Raw genomic sequence first — 25,594 nt, 5'->3', positions numbered from 1 at the left:
CCTCTACTCGCTATCCAGTGGTCAAAAAGAGGTATTCAAAACCAAAATCATCCCCCAAAAAGACCGCTTAAGCTTCTCATTTTTGTCCTACACTCTTTTAACAGTGGCTCCCCTCCTGGTGGGTCAAATTTCGCTTAGTCTAAACTCCAGAAACTAACAGTTCATCAAACAAATAAACTGCCTCTATGTATGATAACATTTGTAAGTTCTTAGCGGAACATTTTAGCCTAGATTTTGCCCGGTGGTTTGTGGGACAGGCTGTTGAATTAACCGAACTCAGTCCCAAGGAACTTTCCCTAGAACCGATTCGCGCCGATTCCCTGATTTTACTGCAATCGTTCGACTTTATTCTCCACCTTGAATTCCAAATAAACCCGGACCTCAAGATTCCCTTTCGGATGTTGGACTATCGAGTTAGAGTTTACCGACGCTTTCCAGACAAAGAAATGAGACAGGTGGTGATTTACCTCAGACCCACCGAGTCTCCCTTAGTTTATCAAAATCAGTTTAACTTGGATAAACTCCACCACGAATTTGAGGTGGTTCGGTTATGGGAACAACCGACGGAACTGTTCTTAAACTCACCGGGTTTACTCCCCTTTGCCGCCTTAAGTCGTACCGATAACGCCATTGCAGTGTTAACTCAAGTGGCGCAGGCGGTGGAAGAAATCGAGGACCCAGAAGAACAGGCGAATATTGCTGCGGCTTCCTCGATTCTAGCTGGGTTAATATTGAATCAAGAGTCAATTCAACGGATTTTAAGGAGGGACCTCATGCGCGAGTCGTCCATGTATCAATCCATTTTAGATGAAGGGTTAGAAAAGGGTATCGAACAGGGTATCCAACAAGGTCTTCAACAAGGTCGTCAGGAGGCGATCGCCCAAGTTGCGGTGAATCTGTTCCGCAGTGGAATGCCAGTGGAACAAATTATCAACGTCACGGGGTTAACTCGGGAACGACTTGAAGAACTGACAAGGGAGACCTAAAATAAAGGCGGGGTTTTTAATCCCCGCCTTTGCTTTAACTTGAACTTATATAAACCGAAACAGTGGATTCCAATTTACTGGAATAAAAAGTTGGTTAAATCGGGTTTATTTACTGGCGGATACAATTAATAAAACTACCCCCTATCCGACTTTACCACAATGTGAGAAAAAGGGCGGCATCATCCACAAATTTTCCCCCTCTAAATTTGTTGCGATTTTACAGCCGATCGCCCTCACCGGGTAAACCGATTGATAGCATAAGCATAAAACTATCTTGTAGGGAGGGATAAAGATGAACCCAGACTATAATCGACCCGATCGCGAAAATGCCAACCAACCCCCATCCTGGGATTCGGGGGAAGAATATCCCGTTCGACTCCCCGAACAACCGTTAACACCCCCAAATCCGGGCATTCCCGGAGGCGATCGCGCGTATAGTCCCTCTGAGCAATCCCGGAACCCTGCCATTGATGATCTGCGACGGGAACAAGAACGTCACATTCAAAACCTCGGGGAACTGCGACAAGAAGAGGCACGGTTAAGCCGACAGCTTCAGGAATTACGACAACAAGAAGACTATATCAACCGCCGAATTGAAGGAATCCAATTGGAAGAAGAGGAACGGCGCGTTGCTGAAGTTAGACGCAGACTTGCCTTAAGCAAGACTAATCAAGTGATTTACTATCTGATGGGAGCATTGGGAGTTTTGTTGATTTTGCGGGTTGTGTTGCGACTTTTAGGCGCAAATCCAGCCAATCAGTTTGCGGGGTTTATTTATGCCTTATCCTCTCCCTTTGTCACGCCATTTGAAACCCTGTTTACGACTCCAAGCTTTGGAAATTCTGCTTTTGAGTTCAACGCTTTGATTGCGATCGCCGTCTATGGATTACTAACTTGGTTGGTGATTCGGCTACTGGAATTAATTTGGAATTAACCAAAAGTGATCCTGAATGGGGTTTGAGTAGACCCCTAAAATAGGAGAGAGGCAACCCCACCGGGATTGCCTCTACAAAATATTACCGTTGATAATTGAACCGGCTTTTATTAAGGGGTATTGGACGCGTCTAAGTCTGCCGGACTGGTTAAGGTGGCAACAGGGACGGTTTTCCCCATTGAGGCTTGTAACATAGAGGTCCGAGAAACGGAATTATTCGCCAAGGTAAACAGGGGATTAGACAGAATTCCAGCAAGGGAAGTCGCAATCACTGTCAGGATTAACCCCACTTGGAGCGATCGCATTCCGCGTAAATTCCACCGAATTTCTGGATAATTTCTGACCGCATCGGACATTTCTTGTGGTTCTTTAACTACCATCATCTTGACAACGCGGATGTAGTAGTAAATCGAAACCACACTGGTTAATAAGCCTAGCAATACTAAGCCATAAAGACCCGCTTGCCAACCGGCCCAGAACAGATAAATTTTTCCGAAAAATCCAGCCAGGGGAGGAATTCCACCCAGAGAGAGCAAACAAATACTTAACCCCAAGGTTAACAAGGGGTCTTTTTGATACAGCCCCGCATATTCACTAATTTGATCCGTTCCCGTGCGGAGGGTGAAGAGAATCAAACAGGTGAATGCACCCAAGTTCATGAACAGATAAACCAGCAGATAAAAAATCATGCTCGCATATCCGGCATCGGTATTGGCAATTAACCCAATCATTACAAACCCTGCTTGTCCGATGGAGGAATAGGCAAGCATCCGTTTGAGACTGGTTTGAGCGAGGGCCACCACATTACCTAAAACCATACTAAGGATGGCGAGGGCGGTAAACACGAAGTGCCACTGTTCTTCGACGAGGGGGAATGCCGTCGTCAGCAGACGAATTGCCAAGGCAAACCCTGCTGCTTTAGAACCCACGGAGAGGAACGCTACAACGGGGGTGGGAGAGCCTTCGTAAACGTCCGGGGTCCATTGGTGGAAGGGAACCGCAGATATTTTGAACGAAATACCGGCAATCACGAACACGAGGGCAATCACCAGTCCGATCGAGGGGCCAGTTCCAGAAGCTGTCATGCCTGCGGCGATCGCACTTAAGCGAGTTTCTCCCCCGGAAAGTCCATACAACAAAGACATCCCATAGAGAAACACTGCCGAAGATGCAGCGCCAATCAGCAGATATTTTAAAGCCGCCTCATTGGAACGGGGGTCCAGCTTCATGTAACCCGTGAGCAGATACGATGAAATACTCAGGGTTTCCAAAGAGACAAAAATCATCACCAACTCATCTGCGCCGGAGAGGAACATTCCCCCCAGGGTTGCGGTGAGCAAAATCATCAGAAACTCGCCCATTGCGGTGCCGGAGTTTTCCACATAGCGGATCGACATCAAAACAGTCACCACCGCAGACAGGGCGATAATGCCGCGAAAGATCACGCTCATGGCGTCGCCATTGAACCCACCGAGGAACGAAATTGGGTCGCTGGCATCCCATTGATAAACCAGCGCCACCAGGGACGCCAGTAGACCGGCGATCGCCATGTAAGGGGTCACTTTTAACGACTCCCGTCCGACGATCAGGTCATAAACCAGGACCACCAGCAGGGTAATAATGACAATTCCCTCTGGCAAAATTATTCCAGCATTTAACTGGGCGGCAAGATTAGCAAAGTTCATAGGAAGTTATCGGCAGATACAATACAATCACTCAGCATCAAGTTGGTGCAGTTCATGCATTAGCAATTCTTTACATCTTGCATCTTACCTTGATATCCGCCCGAACCCCTCGAATCGCCTCGACTCCTCTGGGTGAAACCCGGTGATATTCGCCCCTATTGATTCATCCCAACCTCCGGGTTGCTGTTCCGAGGAACGCCTAAAACCCATTGCAACTGGGGAGAAAACGCAAGTCTAATCCGCGACTTCTTCACCCCCTTCCCCATTTTTGCCTCCGGTTTCCTCTGCTTGTGTTAGGGTCAATTTAGGGAGCTTCTCCCCAACCATCGGGACCTCCGATGGAAAAGACTCTGATCCAAGTGGGATGTTAAGTCACCCTTGATCACCCCCATCATAGATATAAAGGAGATCGGGAACCCTGGCGATCGAGAACCGAGGCGATCGCCGCTCTTTCCAGTCCTCCGGGTAGAAGTCAGTCTCAGCCTTCAGCCTCAAGTCCCCACTACCGAACCGCCCATCCCCTGATCCCGCCACCCAATCGGGTTCGCGAAATCAGATATAACTAGAGATTGGCACGGATCGACCAGCAGCGCTCAACTGCAAAAACGGGGCCGTTAGACTCCCGTTAGACTGATGCCCCCTTTCCCGATCGCCCTTGACATCTCCCCCAAAAAGCTCTCAAGCTGACGTTCTACAAAGCTGCTATCCCCAAAAGGTGCCATGTCAACCCTCGTCATCGTCGAATCTCCAACCAAAGCCCGCACGATTCGGAACTTCCTGCCGAACGATTATCGCGTAGAGGCATCGATGGGTCACGTGCGCGATCTGCCCTCCTCTGCCGATGAAATTCCCGAACAAGTCAAAGGGGAAAAATGGGCGCAGCTTGGGGTCAATGTAGAAGCCGATTTTGAGCCTCTCTACGTCATCCCCAAAACCAAGCAAAAAGTCGTCAAAACCCTCAAAGATGCCCTCAAAGACGCCGATGAGCTGATTCTGGCAACGGACGAAGACCGGGAAGGAGAAAGCATTAGTTGGCATCTGCAAGAAGTGCTTAAGCCCAAGGTGCCGATTAAGCGCATGGTGTTTCACGAAATCACCCGGGAGGCGATCCGTGATGCCCTCAACAATTGCCGCACGATTGATTATCAATTGGTCCATGCCCAAGAAACGCGCCGGATTTTAGACCGCTTGGTCGGTTATACCCTCTCGCCGCTGTTGTGGAAAAAAATCGCCTCGGGACTCTCTGCGGGTCGGGTGCAGTCGGTGGCGGTGCGTCTGTTGGTCCAACGTGAACGGCAGCGTCGCGCTTTCCGTCAAGGGTCCTACTGGGATTTAAAAGCCCGCTTAGTTCAGGCCAAAACCCCGTTTGAGACCAAACTGGTCACTCTGGGCGATCGCAAAGTTGCCACGGGTAGCGACTTTGATGAATCTACGGGCCAAATTATCGCCGGTCGCACTGTCGTCCTCCTCAACGAAGAACAAGCCAGGGCCTTGGTTACCCAACTCACGGGCAAACCTTGGCAAGTCGCCAAAGTTGAGGAACGTCCCACCACCCGCAAACCCTCTCCCCCCTTTACCACCTCCACCCTGCAACAGGAGGCAAACCGCAAATTGAGGTTGTCGGCCCGGGATACGATGAAAATTGCCCAAAGTCTCTACGAAAATGGGTACATCACCTACATGAGAACCGACTCGGTGCATCTGTCAGAACAGGCCCTCACCGCAGCGCGGACCTGTGTGGCAGAAATGTACGGGAAAGAGTATCTCAGCCCCAAACCCAGGCAATATGCCACCAAGAGCAAAGGGGCGCAGGAAGCCCACGAAGCGATTCGTCCAGCAGGAAGCAGTTTCCGAACTCCCCAACAAACTCCCCTCTCGGGACGGGAATTACAACTCTATGATTTGATTTGGAAACGCACCGTCGCCAGCCAAATGGCCGATGCCCGTCAAACCATTGTTGTGGTAGATTTGCAGGTGGAGAATGCCGGATTTCGGTCCAGTGGCAAGCGGATCGATTTCCCAGGATTTTTGCGTGCTTATGTGGAGGGGTCGGATGATCCCGATGCGGCGTTAGAGGACCAAGAGGTGATTTTACCGGCCTTAAAAGTTGGCGATCGCCCCGATTGCCAAAAAATTGAAGCAGTGGGCCATGAAACCCAACCCCCCGCCCGCTATACCGAAGCTTCCCTGGTCAAAACCCTAGAAAGCGAAGGCATCGGACGTCCCAGTACCTACGCCAGCATCATTAGTACCATCATTGATCGCGGCTATTCCATCCTTAAAGGCAATGCCTTGGTCCCCACCTTTACCGCCTTTGCCGTCACCGATTTGTTGGAAAAATACTTCCCCGAATTGGTAGACCCCGGCTTTACGGCGAAAATGGAACGGACTCTGGATGATATTTCCACCGGAGAAGCCGCCTGGTTGCCCTATCTCCAGAAATTTTATCTCGGGGAAACGGGACTGGAAACCCAAGTCAAACAACAGGAAAGTGCGATCGACCCCAACCAAGCCCGTAGCGTGGAATTGGAAAACCTAGACGCTAAAGTTCGCATTGGGCGCTATGGACCCTATATCGAAGCCGACAATGGTAGCGGCGTCGTTACCGCTTCTATTCCCAAGGACCTCACCCCCTCGGACCTGGACCCGGAACAAGTCCAACTGATTCTCAAGCAAAAAACCGAAGGACCGGACCAACTTGGTACCGACCCCAATACCGGACTGCCGATTTATATCTTGATTGGCAAATATGGTCCTTATGTTCAACTGGGAGAAGCGACCGAAGAGAATAAAAAACCGAAACGGGCTTCTTTCCCCAAAGGCGTCACCGCAGAAAACTTGACCGTAGAACAAGCGGTGGGACTGTTAGCCTTACCCCGCACTTTGGGAGTGCATCCCGAAAACGGCGGCAAAATCCAAGCCAGTTTAGGCCGATTTGGTCCTTATGTGGTCTGCGATCGCGGGAAAGAAGAGGGCAAAGAATATCGGTCCTTGAAAGCCGGAGATGATGTCCTCAGCATCACCCTATCTCGTGCTTTAGAATTACTCGCCGAACCGAAAAAAAGCCGCAGTAGCAAAACTAGCAAAGCCAAGGAACCCCTGCGGGAACTCGGCAAACATCCCGCAGATGACGAACCCGTAAACGTTTACGACGGACCCTACGGACCCTACGTCAAACACGGCAAAACCAATGCCTCTGTACCCGAAGGCACCACCGTAGAAGAGGTCACCCTCGCCCAAGCTGTGGAACTGCTGGCGGCCAAAACATCCACCTCTAAGAGTAAGAGTAGTAGCAAATCCAAAACCAGTAGTACCAAGTCAAAAACCGGGACAACTAAGAAAAAATCCACAACTTCCACAGTGAAGAAAAAGAGTTAACCCCTGAATTAAGGGTGCGTGAAGAGGAAGATAACGCACCCTTTTTTATTAGCTGATGAGGTCAATAGAACCAAACCTTTTTCAATTTGAGGTATAATTAAACTAAACCTAACCTGCGAGTTGCTATGACTTCTACCCTCAGCCAACGCACCTATACGGTTGATGAATATTTAGCCCAAGAAATTGCCTCCCAGGACCGTCATGAATATCGTAATGGAGACCTTGTTCTCATGCCCGGTGGTACACCCAATCATAACCGGATAGCCGGTAATTTGTTCGCGTTTCTTAATTTTGGACTGAAACGCCAACCCTTAGATGTCTTTATTGCCGATCAACGGCTTTGGATTCCGGATCGACGAATCTATACTTATCCTGATGTGATGGTGGTCGGTCAGCCGGTAGAATTGCAGGAAGGGCGCAAAGATACCATTACCAATCCGATTGTCATTGCTGAAGTGTTATCCCAGTCAACGCGCAGTTACGATAAAGATGAAAAATTTGCAGCTTATCGGACCATTGCTAGTTTTAGGGAATATTTGTTAATTGACCAATATACTGCCCATCTCGAACATTACACCAAAACTGAGGACCAGGCTTGGCTATTTCGCGAGTACAATGGCTTAGAAGCAACGGTCTCGTTCCAATCTTTTGACTTCTCCCTGCAACTGCTTGATTTGTACGATAAGGTCGATTTGGCACCGGAAGAAGGGAAGATTAACTCTGATTTAGAACCGAGTTAAGGGAGGGGTTAATTGGGAGCCTATTAACGTTTATTAAAGTTTATAGAAACCGTTAATTTATCAAGTAATTCTTACTATAAACTAGATTTGGCTTCAAAGGGAAGTATAATAGTAAATTCGGTTCCCTTACCTAATTGTGACTTAACATCCAGCAAACCCGAGTGTTTTTCTACGACAATTTGACGGGCGATCGCCAATCCGAGTCCAGTTCCTTTCCCCACAGCTTTTGTCGTAAATAAATGCTCAAAAATTTTGGCTTGCAAGTCTTCACTCATTCCAATCCCATTATCTTTAATCCGAATGATGACCTGGTGAGGGTCACTAGAGAGTTCAGTTGTGATAACAATTTGATTGTTAATCTCACTATACTCACATCCTTGATTTGAGTCTTCCAGAGCATCGATCGCATTACTCAAGAGATTCATGAAAACTTGATTTAATTGGCCTGCATAACATTCAATCATCGGCAAATCACTATAGTCTTTGATAACTTTAATCTCCGGGCGATTTTCGTTAGATTTCAGGCGGTGTTTGAGCAGCATAATAGTGCTATCGAGTCCGTGGTGAATATTGCAAGCCACAGGGCGATCGGTATCAGCACGAGAGAACGTTCTCAAGCTATTACTAATGTCATTAATCCGTTTAACACCTTCTTGCATGGATTCGATTAGTTTTGGCAAGTCTTCTTGAATATAATCCAGCTCTATGGTTGCTATCTTATCTTGAACTTCTGGGTCTAAATGGGGATATTTTTCTTGAATTAAACCCAGTAAATCAAACAAATTCCGAATGTAATCCAAAGCAGGATTAATATTTCCACTTAAAAAATTAATAGGATTATTGATTTCGTGAGCGATTCCCGAAACAAGGTTTCCTAAAGCTGACATCTTTTCACTTTGCACGATTTGCAGTTGTGCTTCTTTGAGTTCAGTTAAGGCTTGTTGGGCAGTTTGATAGAGACAGGCATTTTCTAAAGAAATCGCAGCTTGAGCGCAAATGAGACTCAGGAGTTCAATGCGATCGCGAGTAAATGCACCGACCGTTAGATGATTTTCGAGATATAAAACTCCAAGCAACTGCCCTTGATGGAGAAGGGGACTACAAAGCACACTTTTGAGTTGATATTTTTGAATATAACTATCCGTCATAAACCGAGGATTAATTCGGGCATCAGTTAAGACTAAAGGTTTTAAAGTTCGTTTGACTGTATTCACTACAGTAATTGGAACATCTAAGCTGGATTCCAGAGGAATTGAAGAGAGAATTTTCGGAGATTTCCCAAATTCTATCAAAGCGCTTACCTGTAAATTTTGATCTTGTTTCAAAAGAAGAACACCCTTATTTGCCCCAGCATTAGCAATGATAATTTCTAAGATAACGCTTAAAAGTTTGTCAAGGTGAATCTCGCTAGAAATAGCTTGAGATGCTTTGAGTAACGTTGCCAAATCTAGGGCCTCAGAGATCCGGTTGGAGGTGTGTTTACCTGCAATGACTTCTTCAGTGGTGGTGTGAGGCAAGAAGGCAGTCATGGGAGGTGGTTCTAGGATAGGTGAGAGGAGTTGGGGATACCGTTGTTCTAAATCGGTAACCTTGGCTTTAGCTCGCCATTGGACATAACCATAGTAAGCTTCTTGGATATAACCTGCGGCAATTTTTTCTTTACCCCAATCGAGGTAAAATTGAGCGGCTAGTTCGTTGGCTAAAGCTTCTTCCTGGAGATATAGATTTTGCTTCGCGCCAGCAATTGCCTGGTCATAAAGGTTAATTGCTTCGGACTTCTGGCCTAAAATTCGATATTTTTCAGCCTCAATCAAACAAAGTTTATGATGGTAGTTTTGGGGTGCATACTGCGCCCATTCTTCAATAATAGTTTTATGACTCTCTACAATTTTCAGCGTATTAGCTTGCTCTATTGCCGACTGATTATGGCAGACTGCTAAATAGTTTAAAGCCGCATAAAAATGAAAAATTGGGGTTTGAATAGATCCAAAGACGGCTTTCAAAGCCAGATTAGCTTCAGTTATATAGGTTAAGGCATTTTGCGGCTGATAAAATAGATAATCTAAAATGAGCTTATAGGTATAAAGATAAGCCAGTCCGGAGAGTTCATTATCTTTCTGATACTGGGCAATCATCGCACTTTCATTGTACGAGGTTCCCATTAATAACTCGGGTTGAGGGGCTATTCCCATCAAATTTTGAAGCATTTGTTGGGTCATTTTTAGGTAAAGCACAGGAGAATTTTGCTTGGCTTTATTTAAAACCACGCAGTAATTCTCTATTTCGGCCTCCAAATCTTCTAAGGTGACACCGGCGAAGAAATTATTATAAAAATAAACCGCAATATTATAACCTGCCGTCAGAAAATCTCCGATTTCCATGCCCACTAAATAACCTTCTTTCACATGGGGGAAAGTTGCTCTTAAGGCTTCCTGACGATGTTGGATAAAAAATCCAAACCAAAGTAAAGTCATCGGCTTTAATTCGCGCACATTTAACCGATTCAGTAAACTAAGTGCGAGACGCCCGAAACGATAGCCTTTTTCTACCTCCCCCAAAAAAGCACAGAGCACCATGCCATAACCGGCATACCCAATGGTTGATGCCTGTGTATTTCCAAATTGTAGGGATAGACTCACTAGGGTGGAACATAATAGCGGTTGTAACCCTGGACTGGCTTGATAAACTGGGGGAAATAATAAGGCTAATAGTTCCATTGCAGCAATGGTTTGAGGATCCTTCATCACTGGCAGATTAACCAACTGCTCAATCGGGGTATCTTGAAGTTGATCGGCTAAGGTTTTGAGCGCTTCTTCTATCAAGGCTGGATTGGGTTCAGTGGAGAACTCTACCCCCAATAGTTTTAGGGCTTTTTGACCGATCGCGATCGCCTCTAACATCCGATTCTGGGTTGTCCTAGCACTGATTTTAATTTTATAAATTTTTACTTGGTCTAGTACAGTTTTAGCTGAGTTTAAAACCTGGTTTGCTAGAACTTCCATTCCTTCAAAATCTGCATTTAAATAGGCTATTTCTGCGGCATTTACATAACAATCTAGGCAGAGTTTGTATTGATTTTTCCAGCGGTCCAACTCCAGCAAATTTAGCCCAATTTGCACAAAATTTTGGGCGGCTGAATAAGCCGTAGAATTCCGGGCTTTTTGGGCAGCCGCTAAGTTAATTCGGGCTAAGGATTCCCGTTCCCCTGTTTGAGTAATTAACTCTTGACCTAAATTCAAATGCCCGACTATATCAAATAGCCTTTCTTCTTGTTCTATTTCGGACAAGTTTTGTTGGAGGAGTTTGCCAATATGATAATGGGTCTGCTTTTTCTGCAATTCAGGAATGAGAGAATAGCTGGCTTGTTGAACCCGGTCATGTAAAAATCGATAAGTGGGATTCGCTGAAACATTGAAAAGTTCCTCCTTCTCCGGTTCAGTAAAGAACTTATAAATTTTCGTCGTGGGAATCACCAACCCTTTTTGCAACGCTTGCCATAAAGCAGTTGCGGTCATTCCCTGGGATTTTTCGCTGACAATGACTAAGGTATTCAAATCAAATTCAGCTCCAATACAAGCAGCTAATGTGAGAATATCCTGCGTTTCTTTGGGTAACTTTTGTAATTGCAATGCCATGAATTCTACCACGTCATCTGTAATCGCCAGGGCTTTGACTTGGGCAAGATCGCATTGCCATCCCCCTTGAATTCTGTCCGAAGTCAGGGGGGACTGATGGCGGTTAAAGGTAATTAGTTTATCTTCATGCAATGCCTTGAGGAACTGAGTCGCAAAGAAGGGGTTACCCTGGGTTTTTTGATAAATTAATTCGGTTAAAGATTCAGTTAAAGATAAGGGAGAATTTAACGTTTCTGATACTAACTGATTGAGGTCATTTTTGCTTAACGCAGATAAAGTGATGGTATCAAGAGTGGCTCCGCTTTTGATTATTTCATTAAGGGCTAATATAAAAGGATGAATCGGAGAGACTTCATTATCCCGATAAGCCCCCAAGACTAATAAATATTCAGTCTCTTGTATCAATATTTTGAGCAAGTCAATAGAAGCAGAATCTGCCCATTGTAAGTCATCTAAAAATATCACTAACGGATGAGCTTTGGTTGTAAAAACTTGCACAAACTTTTGAAACAGGAGATTAAAGCGATTTTGGGCAGCCGTTCCCACTAATTCTGGGGCTGAGGGCTGTTTTCCAATGATATTTTCCAAATCAGGAATTACGTCAATTAAAACTTGTCCATTTTCGCCCAGGGCTTCCAGTATTTTGGCTTTCCAGGTTTGTAACTGAGTATCAGATTCCGATAATAACTGCTCGATTAAATCTTGAAAAGCTTGCACAAAAGCCCCAAAAGGAATGTTCCGGTTAAATTGGTCATATTTGCCCTTGATAAAATAACCCCGTTGCCGAACAATCGGTTTATGAACTTCATTAATCACTGCGGTTTTGCCAATGCCGGAAAATCCAGCAACGAGCATCATTTCGCTTGCCCCCTGGCTGACTCTCTCAAAGGCATTTAAAAGTTGAGTAACTTCGGCTTCTCTCCCGTATAATTTTTCCGGAATCAAAAAGCGATCGCTGATGTCTTGTTGGCCGATTTCAAAGTCCTGAATTTGTCCAATTTGTTCTAATTGTGATAAACAAGTTTCTAAATCATATCTAATTCCTAATGCACTCTGATACCGCTCTTCGGCATTTTTTGCCATCATTTTCAGGACAATTTTAGATAAAGCCACCGGAATGCTTGGATTCAGTTTGTGGATGGGAATAGGTGGTTTAGCCAAATGAAAATGTACCAACTCCATCGCATCTTCTGAAACAAAGGGTAATTGTCCCGTTAAGAGTTCATAACAAGTCACTCCTAATGAATAAAAGTCACTCCGATAGTCTATCCCTCGATTCATTCTGCCGGTTTGTTCGGGTGATAGATAAGCTAAAGTACCTTCTAACGCATTGGTATTTTCAATTTCCTGGATTTCTCTCGGTAACAGAGAAGAAATGCTGAAGTCAATTAATTTAATTTCAGTAGTTTTTGGATTGATTAAAATGTTTGCGGGTTTAATATCTTTATGAATTACTCGATTTTGGTGTAAATGATGAATAATTCCTGTAATTTGAATGGTAATTTTTAGAAACTCCAATAAATCCCATAATTTAGATTTTAAAATTTTTTCGGTGGCCGCTTGTACATAATGAGCCAGAGAAACTCCCCCAAAATCTTCCATCACTAAGGCATAGCCATTTTGATATACCTCTAGGGATAAAGTTTTAATAATACCCGGATAGTTGAGATTTTTTGCTATAATATATTGATTACGAAACTGAGCCACTTCATGGAAATTAGGGTTTTCATTTCGTAAAATTTTAATGACAACAGGTTTTTTATCCCTAGCCCGAATTCCTCGATAGACTACAGTCCGAGTCCCGTGGTATAAGGTTTCACTGATTTTATAACCGGGCAAATTGGCAAGTATCTTCATAATCTTAATTTTTATGGATTGGTTGAATTTTATAAAGCTACACTTTTTGAGTTAAATTTCGGGAATAATAAGAAAAAATTTAGAGATTATTTTATTATAGGCTCTTTTATAGATTCTATCATTTATTAAATAAAATGTTGCTCAAAACACTGTCTTTTGGATATTCTTTTCAACAGCCTCGATACAGAAAAATGCCTTGTGTAATTATTTTTATTATGGAATTTATTAACCTATGTGTTTAACTTAATAAATAAAAAATAAAAATCGGATTTTGCTAGATGTTTATGGGTGTAAAAAACCTAGCAAGACTTCATAGATTTTTCTGAACAAGGGGTGCATGAGAGGTTGGGTAGAATTGCACCTATTCCACCGATACTCAGAGGATTGGCGGGATCTCTCCTAGAATATTTTATTTTTTGGAGTTTCCCAAGTGGCCTACCTTCAATAATACAAGCCCAGAGAGGCTAACTGAACTTAACTGGGTTTAAAATTACCAAAACTTAACATTTTCAGCGGAAGAGTAATGAGGCGATCGCACCCAATGGGTTTAGATCAGAATTTTCGCCAGGAAACTGTTCCCCTTTTGAATTTTATTCCATCGGATGTTTTCAAGACAGATGTACTATGGATAGCAAAAAACTGAGTCTGATAGCAGATTGCTGAATCTGGTCCTCTATAAAACCCTAGAGTTTCTAATCACCAGGGTAGTCCCAAAACGCTAGGGCCAATCCTGAATATTTTGAGATCATTCCACCGAGAGAAGCAACCCTAGGATTTACCCTCACTTATTTCCTCAGAAACAGGATGGATCAGTTTGATAAATCCCCAGTTTGATTACCGCCAATCCCCTGTTATGATAAACCTAGATAGCAAGTTGGCGGCGGATTGGACTATTATCAGTTAGCGTCCCTCGTTCCTAATCCACCTTTACAACCACGTGATTGTGAGGAACCTTAAATATGATAGCTCTTTCAAACCCTAATTGTCTAATGCCAGAACAATACCTGTAACAGGAAATTAAAAGCCCCATCAAACAGGAATGGGGGAGTTCTAGTAAGGTCAGGGACCACAGATATTCATAAGACAATCACTGGAAATTGGTTTGCGTTCATTAGCTAGAGGAGAAAATTAAGGAAAAATTTATACAAATTCTGAATTTTCCACGTCAAAAATGACTGCAAAAATAGGCGTTTAATAATGATTTTTTGAGGATAATATCCCTTACGGAGTGTCAGATGAAGAGACGATTAAACCCACTTCAGTTCCGACAAAATGTCCTATTAATTGCTCCGGTCGCCCTTTTTTACTGTGTTTTGGGCATTCTTGGACTCAAGTTAGCTGTCCTCCCCGGTGATGTTACAGCGGTTTGGATTCCTGCAGGGGTGGGGTTGGGGGCAGTTTTAATCTGGGGAAACCAGATTTGGCCCGGTATTGCTTTGGGTTCTTTTGCTATTTCAGTATTCATCAATCCTACCCCGATTAGTCTGGCAATTGCGGCAGTTACTGCGGTGGGAAATACCCTAACTCCTATATTTGGGGCCGCTTTGATTCGCCATTTGACTCATACCTGGTATCCGTTTCATCGGGCGAATGAGGTATTTATTTTTGTCAGTTGTGGGGCGATCGCCGCTCAAATGATTAGTGCTACTGTGGGCATTTTAGCCCTTTGTGTGGCGCAATGGATAGATTGGTCAAATTTTGGACAGTCTTGGTTAACTTGGTGGGTATCCAATCTGGCCGGTGTCCTAATTTTTACTCCAGTTTTATTAACTTGGTATCACTTTTTAAGCCCAATTTGGCAACCGAAAAATCAGACTGGAATTATATTTAATTTGGCAAAAATTTTGGCCCAAGAATTGCGGGTTCTCCGTCTGGAAAGTTGGAGTTGGTTTTTACTCTTTAATGGAGTGGTTAGTTTAGCATTTTGGTATGGATATCCTGTAGAATATCTAATGATTCCCTTATTGGGTTGGGCTGCTTTTCGGTTTTCGGAACGCTGGACTACCTTAGCGATCGCCTTGACTGGATTAATGGCGATCGCTGGAACTATTCTCAATCGTAGTTCCTTTGTTCGAGACAATCTCAATGCCTCTCTCCTCTTCTTAGAATCTTTTATTGCGGTCATTTCAGTTACCACCCTAGTTTTAATTGCCGTCCTCCAGGAACGCCGTCATGCTTTAGATGCCTTAAAACAAGCCAAAGCTGAACTAGAATTTCGGGTCATCGAACGAACCCAGCAACTCTCAAACGCCAATGAACAACTGACAAAACAAGAAATTCATTTAAAAGAAAAAGCCGAATCTCTCGCTACTGCCCTACGGCAAGTTAAGCAAACCCAAGGGCAATTGATTCATAATGAAAAAATGAGTAGTTTGGGTCAGTTAGTCGCAGGCATTGCCCATGAAATTAATAATCCGGTGAGTTTTATTTATAGCAATCTTTCACCCGCTACAGATTACTTCAGAGATATCTTAGATCTGTTGTCCCTGTATCAGGAAAAAAATCCAGAACCAGACTCAGAGATTGTGGCAATGGAAGCGCAGATTGATTTGCCCTTTGTTAAAAAAGATTTGTTTAAACTCCTGAATTCTATGAAATCAGGGGCCGATCGCATCCAGCGGATTGTCTTGAGTCTCCGGAATTTTTCCCGGTTGGATGAAGCTCAGTTGAAAGCCGTTGATATTCACGAGGGATTGGAAAGTAGCTTGGTGATTCTACAACATAGAATTCAGATTTCTGAGTCTCTCCCTCCCCAAATTGAAGTGATTAAAGACTACAGTAAACTTCCGCCGGTTGAATGTTGGGCGGGGGAAATCAATCAAGTCTTTATGAATCTTCTTACCAATGCTATTGATGCGATCGAAGCCCATGCCCCCGCTAATTCGGGAAAGATTCATATTCAAACCCAAGAATTAGAAGGGGAGCAAATTCAGATTACTATTACTGATAATGGGTGCGGGATTGATCCAGAGGTTCAAGGGAAAATTTTTGATCCCTTTTTTACTACAAAACCTGTAGGGCAAGGGACCGGCTTAGGGCTTTATATCAGTTATGAAACGATTGTCCAAAAGCATTACGGCAATCTCAATTGCCGTTCAGAACGCGGTGTTAGCACGACTTTTGAAATTACCCTTCCCCTCCGAAATCCCTCCAAAGGAAATCGGGAGTGACGATTCTCTTTTTTTCAATTTATTAGGCTCGAATCGGGGCTAAATCTCTAAGATATGTAAATGTTAGACTCAGGTATTTGCTGCATCTTTTTTTCCAGTAGTTTATCTTTATTTAGAGCCATAATTAGGGTTTATTCCGGCAATTCAATCTCATCATAGAGTTGATGGACTAGCTTGATATCCGCTATTTCGGGTTCATACCCTAACGGACGGCGACGAACTACGCCTAAAATATACAAGGGCTTTTCGGGTAAAGTTTGCACTTGTTTTTGGATAAAATAGGCAGTTTTAATAGCCCAAAACTTTGCAAGTTGTTGGACTATTTCTTTAATTTGCCTTGTTTGCAATCCGTGGGGTAAAAACTGATCACTGTTCTTGATAGTAATTCGGTCTGTCGATAACAGGGATACCCAATTTTCGGGTTGTTCCAAAGATTGAGGATGAACCCATTCTATAAACTGTTGGGCTTGCTGCTGAGTTATGAGGCCGACTTGAATAGGTTTTAAGGTTAATCCCCCCTGAGACTCTAACTTCACTCGGCTTAATTTGAGGATAACATCGCTGGTTTTACAACAGGGACAACGCTGAAGTTCTACTTCAACACTGGGACTGTACGGGGGAGAGTTCGCCTTTATCAGTTCTGCTGCTTGGAAATAGTTCTCATCCTGAATTAATTCCAAAAAATCCTGAGAAAATTGACTTTTAACATTCCCCAATCGCTTGGGTTGATTATACCAGGCTTCGCAAGGTTCGCAGAAAGGTTCTTTGGCGGCAGAATAAGAGAGAGTTATAATAAATCCCTCAATAATACTTAACTCCAGCAGCCAATAAAGCCAAGTTAAGGTTTCGTTAATAGCAAAATCACCATTGAGCATCTCTCGAATGACCACGGCTTCTTGAGCGCTATATTTAACATAACCTAAAAACCCTGGCTTTCCGGTTTTTTCTTGCAAATATTCATCAATGCTTTCCCCAGATTTTTTTAAAGTTTCTTGTTCTAAAGGAGACAAAAACTGGGGAAATCTTTGCTGGAATAGCCAATAATTTCCTACGAATAAAGAGCCATAAATCAATAGGCCGCTCACCCCCGCCAATAGACTGGACAGGAGCGGATTTCTAACCTTGCCTTTTTGAATAGCATAAGTTAGACAATTACCCCCTAAACTTCCCATTCCCATAGGAAATATGAAAAATATATAGACAAACTGCGACAGCAAAAAAGAGATACCTCCAATCGTTATTCCTCCTAATAAAGAGGCGCAAATGAGCCACTTAAACCCCGAAAAGGAAACTTTATTACTGGGTTGATATGATTTCATAGTTCTCCAGGAAGTTCAAGGGTAAATTTTCAAAACTTAACGACTTACCGAATAAACTGAGCTAAATTTGGATTATTTTCTGGATAACAAGTTAGGGTTATCACAGCCATACTTGAGAATCAGTCGTTCCTCAGTTTTTTTTAAGGCTGGTAATTCATCAGGCTTTAAGTGATAATCACATTCAAATTGTAACCCGACTTTTTCCATGACGCGAATCGAGGCTGTATTGGCTTGTAATGCCCAAGCAATGATTCTCTCGACCCCCCCTTCATTAAACCCTTTATGGAGGAGCGATCGCGCTCCTTCTGTACCATATCCCTTCCCCCAACTGGACTGGGACAATCGATATCCTAAAGTAATCTCTCCTTCTCGGACTAGATTCGCGGCTACTCCAAAGGGATTCATCATGGCAGGATAAAAATGAAACCAGCCAAGAAACTCTCCACTCACTTTTTCATGAGTGGCCCAAAAACCCAAATTTTGGTAATGTTCATAATAGTCTAACATTCGAGATAACCCTGTTTCAACATCGGCTAAGTTGCTAGGAATTCCGCCATTGATGTAGCGCATTACCGCTGGGTCACTGTCTAATTTTAAAAGGTTTGGAACATCGGTTGTGTTAAAATAACGCAAAATTAAACGGTCAGTTTCTATAAAAATTTTCATTGTTTTTACCGAATTTAAACGGGTTCAAACTCCCAGCTAGAGGACTCGTTCAAAATCCTCTAGCTTTTTCTAAGTTCTACGGGACTAAATCAGGGAAACCATGCTGAACATCAGGATGGAGCAGTTGATGGTTTTTCACATTCAATCCCTTGGCTAAAGCTTCATCCAGTTCTAAAGCTTTAATCCCATGATTGGCTAATTTCACCACATAAGGTAAGGTACTATTATTAAGGGCTTGGGTTGCAGTCCAAGGGACAGCACCGGGCATATTAGGTACGCCATAATGTACGACTCCGGCTTCAATATAAGTAGGATTTGTATGGGAAGTGGGGCGCAATGTTTCCACACAACCGCCTTGATCCACTGCAACATCAATAATCACTGACCCGGGGCGCATGGTTTCCACTAACTGACGCGGGACTAAAATGGGAGCACGACGCCCGGGAACGAGGACTGCACCAATGAGTAAATCGGCATCGGGAACGGCTGCCTCGATTTGTAAGGACTCACTATACAGCAATTCCACACGGGACCCAAATAAGGTTTCCAAATAGGCGAGGCGATCGACGTTGATATCTAAAATTTGCACTCGGGCCCCCATGCCGATCGCCATCCTTGCCGCTTCTGTACCGACGATACCGCCGCCTAAAATCACCACATGACCCGGTTTGACCCCCGGAACACCTCCCAACAACACTCCCCGTCCTCCTTGTTGTCGTTCGAGGTATCTCGATCCAAATTGCACCGAGAGACGACCGGCGATAATGCTCATAGGGGTGAGTAGGGGAAGTCTTTTATCTGGGAGTTCCACGGTTTCATAGGCGATCGCACAGACGCCCGATTCGATCAGAGTCTCAGTTAATTGGCGATCGGCAGCTAAATGGAGGTAGGTAAACAACAGTTGCTTTTTATGTAAATATCCATATTCCCCCGGTAAAGGTTCTTTCACCTTCACCACCAAGTCCCGACTCCATGCCTCTTTCGCCGTGGGGATAATTTTCCCTCCACTGTGCACATACTCTTGATCACTGAATCCCGAACCCACCCCGGCATGAGTTTCGATAAACACGGAATGTCCATGTTCCGTAAGGACTCGAACGCTACTCGGACTCAACCCCACCCGATATTCCCGATCTTTTGTTTCTTTTGGGACGCCGATTTCCATGAATCACCTCTTTTGCTTCTGTTGTGATACCTTAATTTAGGAAATTTTAGAAGGATTGTTGTTGACGAATGAGTCGGTCTCCCTACAATAGAAGATGATAAAACGTTAAGAATTGTAAATTAACCGACTCACCATGACAGAACCCCAACCTACCGGACCTACTGTTACCCCGAAGCTGGAAGAACCAAAATTTGGCTTCAATAAGTATGCTGAACGCTTGAATGGTCGGGCGGCAATGATTGGTTTTGCCCTGACGCTGCTGATTGAATACCTCACGGGACAAGGACTGCTGTCCTGGTTGGGCCTGAACTAGGTCATTTCCTACAAGGGTCGGGTAGGCTATCCCTATCCGACCCTCTGGACTTGTACCTGGGGAATCTGGTAGGGTTTAAACCCTCACGAGGGAATTGAAAGAACTCCGGAATCCGATCGCCAGGGGCAGAAACCATCTATAGGTTGACCCCATTAGACTTGGCGTTCTCCGGATTGCCTTTCGAGGCGATCGCCCTTTTGAGTTAAAACCCCCAAACGGTAGAGTACAATCAAGGCGTCGAAACGTTACAATGAAAAGGGAAATGGGCATTGCCCTCGCCCTAACCTCGGGGGTCAACTTTAAATCTTAACCATAGAGAAAAATTACCCGCAAGAAAAAAACACTAACTATGATGAATCCTGGATTGATTAGATTTCTAAAGTCGGCCTACCGTCAAGAACCTATTACTAGCTTTATCGTGATTGTCGGGGCTGTCGATGCAGCCCTCGGCGGAATTGATCACAGCGTTTCTCTATTTAGTTTTGGCCTTGTCCTGGTGACCGGGGCTTTAGCTTTACGATGGTGGCAACTTCACCGCAGTCAGCCTTTAGATCTCGAACGAGTGCCGGAACATTATCTCCCCCCGGCTTCTTCTCGTCAACCTCTCCCCTTATTGATGACTTCTAAAAAATATCCCCCTCAATAACTGTTCGGGGCTTGTAATACCCGTCACCTCAACCGCAAAATGATGGAACTTTTGGTGGGTGAAAAATCCCTAAAAATTGGCGAAGTGTCTGCAACTTCGGGATTGCCGGTGAAGACGATTCGCTACTATGAAGAAATTGGTCTGTTAGAACCCACCGTAGAACGGGCCGAGTCAGGTTATCGGCTCTTTGATTCTACGGTGCTAAATCGGTTGGCTTTTATTAAGCGATCGCAATCTTTGGGATTAACTCTGACGGAAATAAAAGATATTTTGCAGGTTCACGATCGCGGCGAGTTACCTTGTGGAGAAGTTCGACATCATTTAGAGGCCAAAGTTGCGGCAATTGATGAACAAATTCGGTCATTAGAAACCCTCCGGTCAGAGTTAAAGGGCATTCTCAAGGGCTGGCAAGAACAACCCCCCGAGGACCAAATTGCTCATACCATTTGCCCCAATATTCAACCTGACTGTCATCATCATCAAGACTGATTTCTAGTCTAAATTTCAATTCCCTGAACAGGCTAGAATTTGAATGAGTACGGTTAAGTCATACGTTCTGAATCGATGAGTGGTAAACTGAATGGAGAGATTCAGATTAAAAAACCCTGTTCTAACTAAGGGTTTAATCCCTGGGTTATTGGCCTATCTTCCCTTTCTGCTGAACACTGCCTTATTTTCCCTGGGGGATAGCACTCTGGCAACTCCTCAACCCCGAATGCCTCCCCCTTCTGTGCAGGCTGGATTATCCTGGATTACCGCCTCTCATCCCCAATTTCAAGGGCAAAGCGATCGCCCCATCGCCCCGAGTTGGGACAATCCAGAATTATTTCTGGCGATCGAAGGAGAATCCGCCACCATTCACTCCCTCGCCTTTAGTCCCGATGGCCGATTCATTGCCCTAGGCGGCGGCAGAAATGATCCAAGAATTGAAATCTGGGATTTACAACAAGAAAAACGAATTCGCCACTGGAATACCTATCAAAATCGTGTCCTCGCCCTAGCTTTTTCTCCCGATGGAAATACCCTCGTAAGTTCTTCCGATGGCGGGGCGATCGAAGTTTGGGATGTCCAAGAAGGTAAACTATTACATCGATTTTTAGAACATAGAAGTAACGTCCTTTCCCTAGCAATTTCTCCCGATGGCCGAAATTTAGTCAGTGGTGGATTAGATGGAATTCGCTTTTGGGATTTGCTGGATTACCAACTCATCCAAGTCTTATTAAATTTACAACCGATTTATTCCGTAGCATTTCGAGGCGATGGACAACTGATTGCCGCAGGAACTCATCAGGGTAATATTATTTTATGGCCGGTGATTCCCGGGGAAGGAACCGCCATTGTTGGCAATCCCCTCTCGACTTCATTTCAACACGATCGCGGAATTACCACCTTAGATTTTACCCCCGATGGCAATCGTTTAATTGCCGGTAGTTTTGATGCTACGATTAAATGTTGGGATTTAGTTAATCGAGAATTGCATTATAGCCTGGTGGATCATCCCAGTTGGATTAAGTCACTGAAAATCAACCCAAATGGTCAACTGTTTGCCAGTGCATCTCGGGATGGAATTCGCTTCTGGAATATTGAAACAGGAGAAGCAGTCGGATTTATTTCCGCCGAGTCAGATTGGGCCCAGGCGATCGCCTGGTATCCCGATGGACTGACCCTCGCTACCGGAGGATTAGATCGGATCGTCAACTTATGGCGGGGTGGCATGGGTCCCAATCAAGATGCGATCGCCTCCCCCAATCCCTGACACCATCTATGGCACCAGAAACCCGGTTTCTGACCCCGATTCATGGCAAATTGCCCCCAATGGTGTCAAGAAACCGGGTTTTTAATTGTTGGGGGAACCCGAAAAGGGATTTGTTGCCTAAATTTGTGACGAATAGACCAAGATTTCGTAAAAAACCCGGTTTCTAAGCAATAGGGTATCCATATCCTAGACAGCAGAGAACAGATCGGTTTCAATAGAGACACCTAGAGAAAATAAACCGATACTGATCCAACCGGGGGAAATATGTCCAGTAACGACCATAAGTACCGCTTAGTAACCCGTAGTGATTTTGATGGGTTAGTCTGTGCTGTTCTGTTAAAAGAACTGAATCTCATCGATGAGATTAAATTTGTGCATCCAAAAGATATGCAGGATGGCAAAATTGACATCAGCGATCGCGATATTACCACCAATTTACCCTACGTCAAAACCGCTCATTTAGTTTTCGACCACCACGAAAGCGAAACCATCCGCAATCAAGACGCGCAAGATAATTATATTATCGATCCAAAGGCTCCTTCTGCCGCCCGAGTCGTTTACAACTACTTTGGCGGACCTGAAAAATTTACCACCATCTCCACCGAAATGATGGAAGCGGTGGATAAGTCAGACTCAGCTCAATTTGAGCGGTCCGAGATTTTAGAACCCGCAGGATGGGTGCTTTTAAGCTTTCTGATGGATGCTCGAACCGGCTTGGGAAGATTTAAAGAGTTCCGAATTTCTAACTATCAATTAATGATGGAGTTAATTGATTACTGTAGAAATCATACCATTGAGGAAATTTTACAGCTTCCTGATGTCAAAGAACGGTCCGACTTGTACTTTGAACACCAAGAAAAATTTAATCAGCAACTTAAAGACTGTTCAACAGTTTATCAAAATTTAGTTGTTCTGGATTTGCGGAATCAAGAGACGATCTATGCAGGCAATCGGTTTACCATTTATGCGCTTTATCCCGACTGCAATATCTCCATCCACGTTCTCTGGGGACTCAAACAACAAAATACCGTGTTTGCTGTGGGTAAGTCAATTTTAAACCGCACCTCCAATCTTAATATTGGAGCCTTGATGCTGGAATATGGCGGTGGGGGTCATGCGAATGCAGGCACTTGCCAAGTTGAAAATGAAAATGCAGAACAGGTAAAACAAACTTTAATCGATCGCCTGACTGCCCTAGTTTAAAAGCCCCAATAAAATGAGAAAGAGCGATCGCCTTAACAGCGATCGCTCCTTCTAGGGAAAGATTCTGAATTCATGAATTTGAGTTAAGCGAGTACCATTGGAGTTGTTAGAAAGCGATCGCTCTGTTGCTTCACCTTCCCAATCTGAGTTGAAGAATTCTCTTGTGCTGGAACTAACATGAAGTCAGTGGAACGCACCACTAACTCCCCTTCATCCAAAGACTGTCGCAACTGCCGTCCCATTTTCCAGGCCCGATATTTAATAATATTCCATCGGGGGTTCGCCGGATATCCGGCAAATCCTGATCGCAATGCGGGGAGGTTATCTTTAGGCATGAGAGAACCGACTAAAACTCCCTCGGCCAAATCAACTACCATGAAGTTTCCCTTGGAATTGTGCTGTGCATTTAACATGGGATCAACCTCCTCGCCGCTAGACGAATAATGTTTATTGGGTTTGTATTTTACATATTATGAGGATTGAGTACAATCCGTCAAAAAAAATTAAATTATTGGGGAAAGAAAATATTAGAAACGTTCAAAAAATAATTATCCAAGCTTAGAGCATTTGGATCCAGAGTCAGCCGCAACAATTGGCTGATGCTTTTGACTCGGTTACCCGGTTAATTTATTTTCCAGTTGGTACGAGTCTAGCATGAGTCGTCGGATTATTGTATCAATGAATTCATTTTTTATAAATTTACGGACATTCCATGCCCCCGGTCCCGGGTCAACTCGCCAGGGAATCCAGACGGGGCGGAAGTTTTGGAGGGGAGAGGGTCCAATGGGTCGGCCAAACTCTCGCTGTTATGCCTCTGGCAAGATGCGTCGGATAGGAGCGGTTATGGTAAAATAAAATATCCCCCTTTCACTGAAAGCGTTTCAAGTCTAGATTCCGGTGAGTCAATCCGGTGACCCCCAGGAAATCTTTGGACCCCAGGAAAGGAGTGCGATCGCCTAAAACTCTACTACAGTATTCCATCCCCGGGACCAAAAACCGGGTTTCTGCCCTAGAAACCGTGGCTAATTGCCCCAGATTTTCTGGCAGAAACCCGGCTTTTAACTCATGGCGTACAACCAGATTAAGGGCCAACCAAACCTTAAAATCCTACGTTGATGTAGGGACAATTCATGAATTGCCCCTACTCGATAGTACCCACCGGGTTTTTAGAAAGCCCTTAACGGGATGCGGCAGCCGCCTCGGCGAGGAGGCGATCGCTGGCTTGATTCCGGCGATCATGGCGCTTTTCCAGATCCGCAGATAAAGGAGAAGCCATCAAGAGCATTTTATCCAATAGCCACGGCGCAATCCGTTGGCACAAAACCGCTAAATGACTTTGCCATCCCACTAAGATCTCCGAGGCGTCTTTGTTGAGTCCTGATACCAGTGCTTTTGCCACCTGTTGCGGTGTCATCGGCACAACCCAGCGAAACAATTGTAAGTTTTTCGCCATGTCGGTATCAGTCAAAGTGGGCAGAAGTGCGACGACTTTGATATTATGTTCCGCAAGTTCCCCGCGCAAGGCTTGAGTGAAGCCGAGAATAGCGAACTTGGTTGCGGAATAGGTAGACATCGTAGGTGCAGCCACTTTGCCCATTAAGCTGGAAACATTGACGATTGTGCCTTCTTGCCTTGCTGCCATGCGCTTGGCAACCATGCGCGTGATCTCGTACATTCCCATAATGTTCAGAGAAAGTTCTTCCTGAATTTTTGGAAATTTCGACTGCAAAAATGGGGTCTGATGTGCGACGCCCGCACAATTGACCAACAGATGAATTGGACCATGATGCTTCCAGGCTTGGGCGATCGCAATGTCCACTTCCACAGGTCGCGTGAGATCTAAAGGGAGACTCACGACCTCTACTCCGATCGCCGCAATCTCAGCTTCCACTTCGGCTAATTTGTCGCGATCGCGGGCCACAATAATGAGCCGTTTCATGCCTTGATGTGCCAACTCCAGGGCGATCGCCCGCCCAATTCCACGGGACGCGCCAGTAATGAGTGCAGTCTTGTCTTGAATGTTCATCAATGAAGCCTCCATATTTGAGGTCTTATCCCTCTCCCCATTCCATGCCAAGTCTGTTGATATTTTTTGGCACTTCACAGAGTCACCCGTTTAGGCGATCAGAAGAATAAGTTAA

The 25,594-nt window shown here is 44.6% G+C and carries 19 protein-coding genes; 10 read left to right on the top strand and 9 right to left on the bottom strand.

Annotation, left to right across the window (positions count from 1 at the left end):
• The first annotated feature begins 185 nt into the window (after positions 1-185).
• Positions 186-986 (top strand): Rpn family recombination-promoting nuclease/putative transposase, encoded by an 801-nt coding sequence (locus tag NG796_RS10345; RefSeq protein WP_261206476.1) that lies wholly within the window; start codon positions 186-188, stop codon positions 984-986.
• Positions 987-1,278: 292 nt separating this feature from the next.
• The gene (locus NG796_RS10340) at positions 1,279-1,920 is read left to right on the top strand and encodes a YggT family protein (RefSeq protein WP_261206475.1); all 642 of its coding nucleotides are present in this window, start codon (positions 1,279-1,281) and stop codon (positions 1,918-1,920) included.
• Between the two features lie 110 nt (positions 1,921-2,030).
• On the opposite strand, the gene NG796_RS10335 is transcribed toward NG796_RS10340, so the two are convergent.
• Both NG796_RS10335 and NG796_RS10330 read right to left on the bottom strand, forming a co-directional pair.
• Positions 2,031-3,605, bottom strand: a complete 1,575-nt coding sequence (locus tag NG796_RS10335; protein WP_261206474.1) for an NAD(P)H-quinone oxidoreductase subunit N — start codon at positions 3,603-3,605, stop codon at positions 2,031-2,033.
• Between the two features lie 614 nt (positions 3,606-4,219).
• Positions 4,220-4,342: a hypothetical protein gene (locus tag NG796_RS10330; RefSeq protein ID WP_261206473.1), complete on the bottom strand. Its 123-nt coding sequence runs from the start codon at positions 4,340-4,342 to the stop codon at positions 4,220-4,222.
• On the opposite strand from NG796_RS10330, the gene topA reads away from it, so the two are divergent.
• Together topA and NG796_RS10320 are read left to right on the top strand one after the other, a co-directional pair.
• Positions 4,326-6,983, top strand: a complete 2,658-nt coding sequence (gene topA / locus NG796_RS10325) for a type I DNA topoisomerase (RefSeq protein ID WP_261206472.1) — start codon at positions 4,326-4,328, stop codon at positions 6,981-6,983. The genes NG796_RS10330 and topA overlap by 17 nt on opposite strands.
• Positions 6,984-7,108: 125 nt before the next feature.
• Complete coding sequence (locus NG796_RS10320) at positions 7,109-7,723, top strand: Uma2 family endonuclease (RefSeq protein ID WP_261206470.1); 615 nt, start codon at positions 7,109-7,111, stop codon at positions 7,721-7,723.
• A 74-nt stretch (positions 7,724-7,797) separates the two neighbouring features.
• Here NG796_RS10320 and NG796_RS10315 read toward each other — a convergent pair whose 3' ends face one another.
• Positions 7,798-13,215, bottom strand: coding sequence for an ATP-binding sensor histidine kinase (locus NG796_RS10315; protein WP_261206468.1), 5,418 nt, complete (start codon positions 13,213-13,215; stop codon positions 7,798-7,800).
• A gap of 1,235 nt (positions 13,216-14,450) precedes the next feature.
• Between NG796_RS10315 and NG796_RS10310 the strand changes: the two genes are divergently transcribed.
• Positions 14,451-16,385: an MASE1 domain-containing protein gene (locus NG796_RS10310; protein WP_261206466.1), complete on the top strand. Its 1,935-nt coding sequence runs from the start codon at positions 14,451-14,453 to the stop codon at positions 16,383-16,385.
• A gap of 131 nt (positions 16,386-16,516) precedes the next feature.
• Here the strand turns inward: NG796_RS10310 and NG796_RS10305 are convergent, their stop codons facing one another.
• From NG796_RS10305 to ald, 3 genes are all read right to left on the bottom strand, one after another.
• Positions 16,517-17,470: a hypothetical protein gene (locus tag NG796_RS10305; RefSeq protein WP_261206464.1), complete on the bottom strand. Its 954-nt coding sequence runs from the start codon at positions 17,468-17,470 to the stop codon at positions 16,517-16,519.
• 306 nt (positions 17,471-17,776) lie between these two features.
• Positions 17,777-18,370 carry a GNAT family N-acetyltransferase gene (locus tag NG796_RS10300; protein ID WP_261206462.1) on the bottom strand — a complete coding sequence of 198 codons (594 nt, stop codon included), beginning with the start codon at positions 18,368-18,370 and terminating at the stop codon, positions 17,777-17,779.
• 76 nt (positions 18,371-18,446) lie between these two features.
• Positions 18,447-19,535, bottom strand: a complete 1,089-nt coding sequence (ald, locus tag NG796_RS10295; protein WP_261206460.1) for an alanine dehydrogenase — start codon at positions 19,533-19,535, stop codon at positions 18,447-18,449.
• A gap of 133 nt (positions 19,536-19,668) precedes the next feature.
• On the opposite strand from ald, the gene NG796_RS10290 reads away from it, so the two are divergent.
• The 5 genes from NG796_RS10290 (at position 19,669) to NG796_RS10270 (ending at position 23,453) form a co-directional block, all read left to right on the top strand.
• Positions 19,669-19,848, top strand: coding sequence for a hypothetical protein (locus NG796_RS10290; protein WP_254563522.1), 180 nt, complete (start codon positions 19,669-19,671; stop codon positions 19,846-19,848).
• 349 nt (positions 19,849-20,197) lie between these two features.
• A complete protein-coding gene (locus tag NG796_RS10285; protein WP_411268795.1) occupies positions 20,198-20,494 on the top strand; it encodes a hypothetical protein in 297 nt (98 codons plus the stop codon).
• 39 nt (positions 20,495-20,533) lie between these two features.
• Positions 20,534-20,983, top strand: a complete 450-nt coding sequence (locus NG796_RS10280; RefSeq protein WP_261206458.1) for a heavy metal-responsive transcriptional regulator — start codon at positions 20,534-20,536, stop codon at positions 20,981-20,983.
• 148 nt (positions 20,984-21,131) lie between these two features.
• Positions 21,132-22,250, top strand: a complete 1,119-nt coding sequence (locus NG796_RS10275; RefSeq protein WP_261206456.1) for a WD40 repeat domain-containing protein — start codon at positions 21,132-21,134, stop codon at positions 22,248-22,250.
• A 264-nt stretch (positions 22,251-22,514) separates the two neighbouring features.
• Positions 22,515-23,453 carry an exopolyphosphatase gene (locus tag NG796_RS10270; RefSeq protein WP_261206454.1) on the top strand — a complete coding sequence of 313 codons (939 nt, stop codon included), beginning with the start codon at positions 22,515-22,517 and terminating at the stop codon, positions 23,451-23,453.
• 83 nt (positions 23,454-23,536) lie between these two features.
• Here NG796_RS10270 and NG796_RS10265 read toward each other — a convergent pair whose 3' ends face one another.
• From NG796_RS10265 to NG796_RS10255, 3 genes are all read right to left on the bottom strand, one after another.
• The gene (locus tag NG796_RS10265) at positions 23,537-23,830 is read right to left on the bottom strand and encodes a hypothetical protein (protein WP_261206452.1); all 294 of its coding nucleotides are present in this window, start codon (positions 23,828-23,830) and stop codon (positions 23,537-23,539) included.
• 490 nt (positions 23,831-24,320) lie between these two features.
• Positions 24,321-24,545 (bottom strand): hypothetical protein, encoded by a 225-nt coding sequence (locus NG796_RS10260; RefSeq protein ID WP_261206451.1) that lies wholly within the window; start codon positions 24,543-24,545, stop codon positions 24,321-24,323.
• Positions 24,546-24,630: 85 nt separating this feature from the next.
• The gene (locus NG796_RS10255; RefSeq protein WP_261206449.1) at positions 24,631-25,479 is read right to left on the bottom strand and encodes an SDR family NAD(P)-dependent oxidoreductase; all 849 of its coding nucleotides are present in this window, start codon (positions 25,477-25,479) and stop codon (positions 24,631-24,633) included.
• Between the last annotated feature and the right edge of the window lie 115 nt (positions 25,480-25,594).

It is taken from the genome of Laspinema sp. D2d, assembly GCF_025370755.1.
In the GTDB taxonomy this organism is placed as follows: domain Bacteria; phylum Cyanobacteriota; class Cyanobacteriia; order Cyanobacteriales; family Laspinemataceae; genus Laspinema.
The sequence above is the reverse complement of the archived record's forward strand: the minus strand, read 5'-3'. Positions and strand labels throughout refer to the sequence as shown.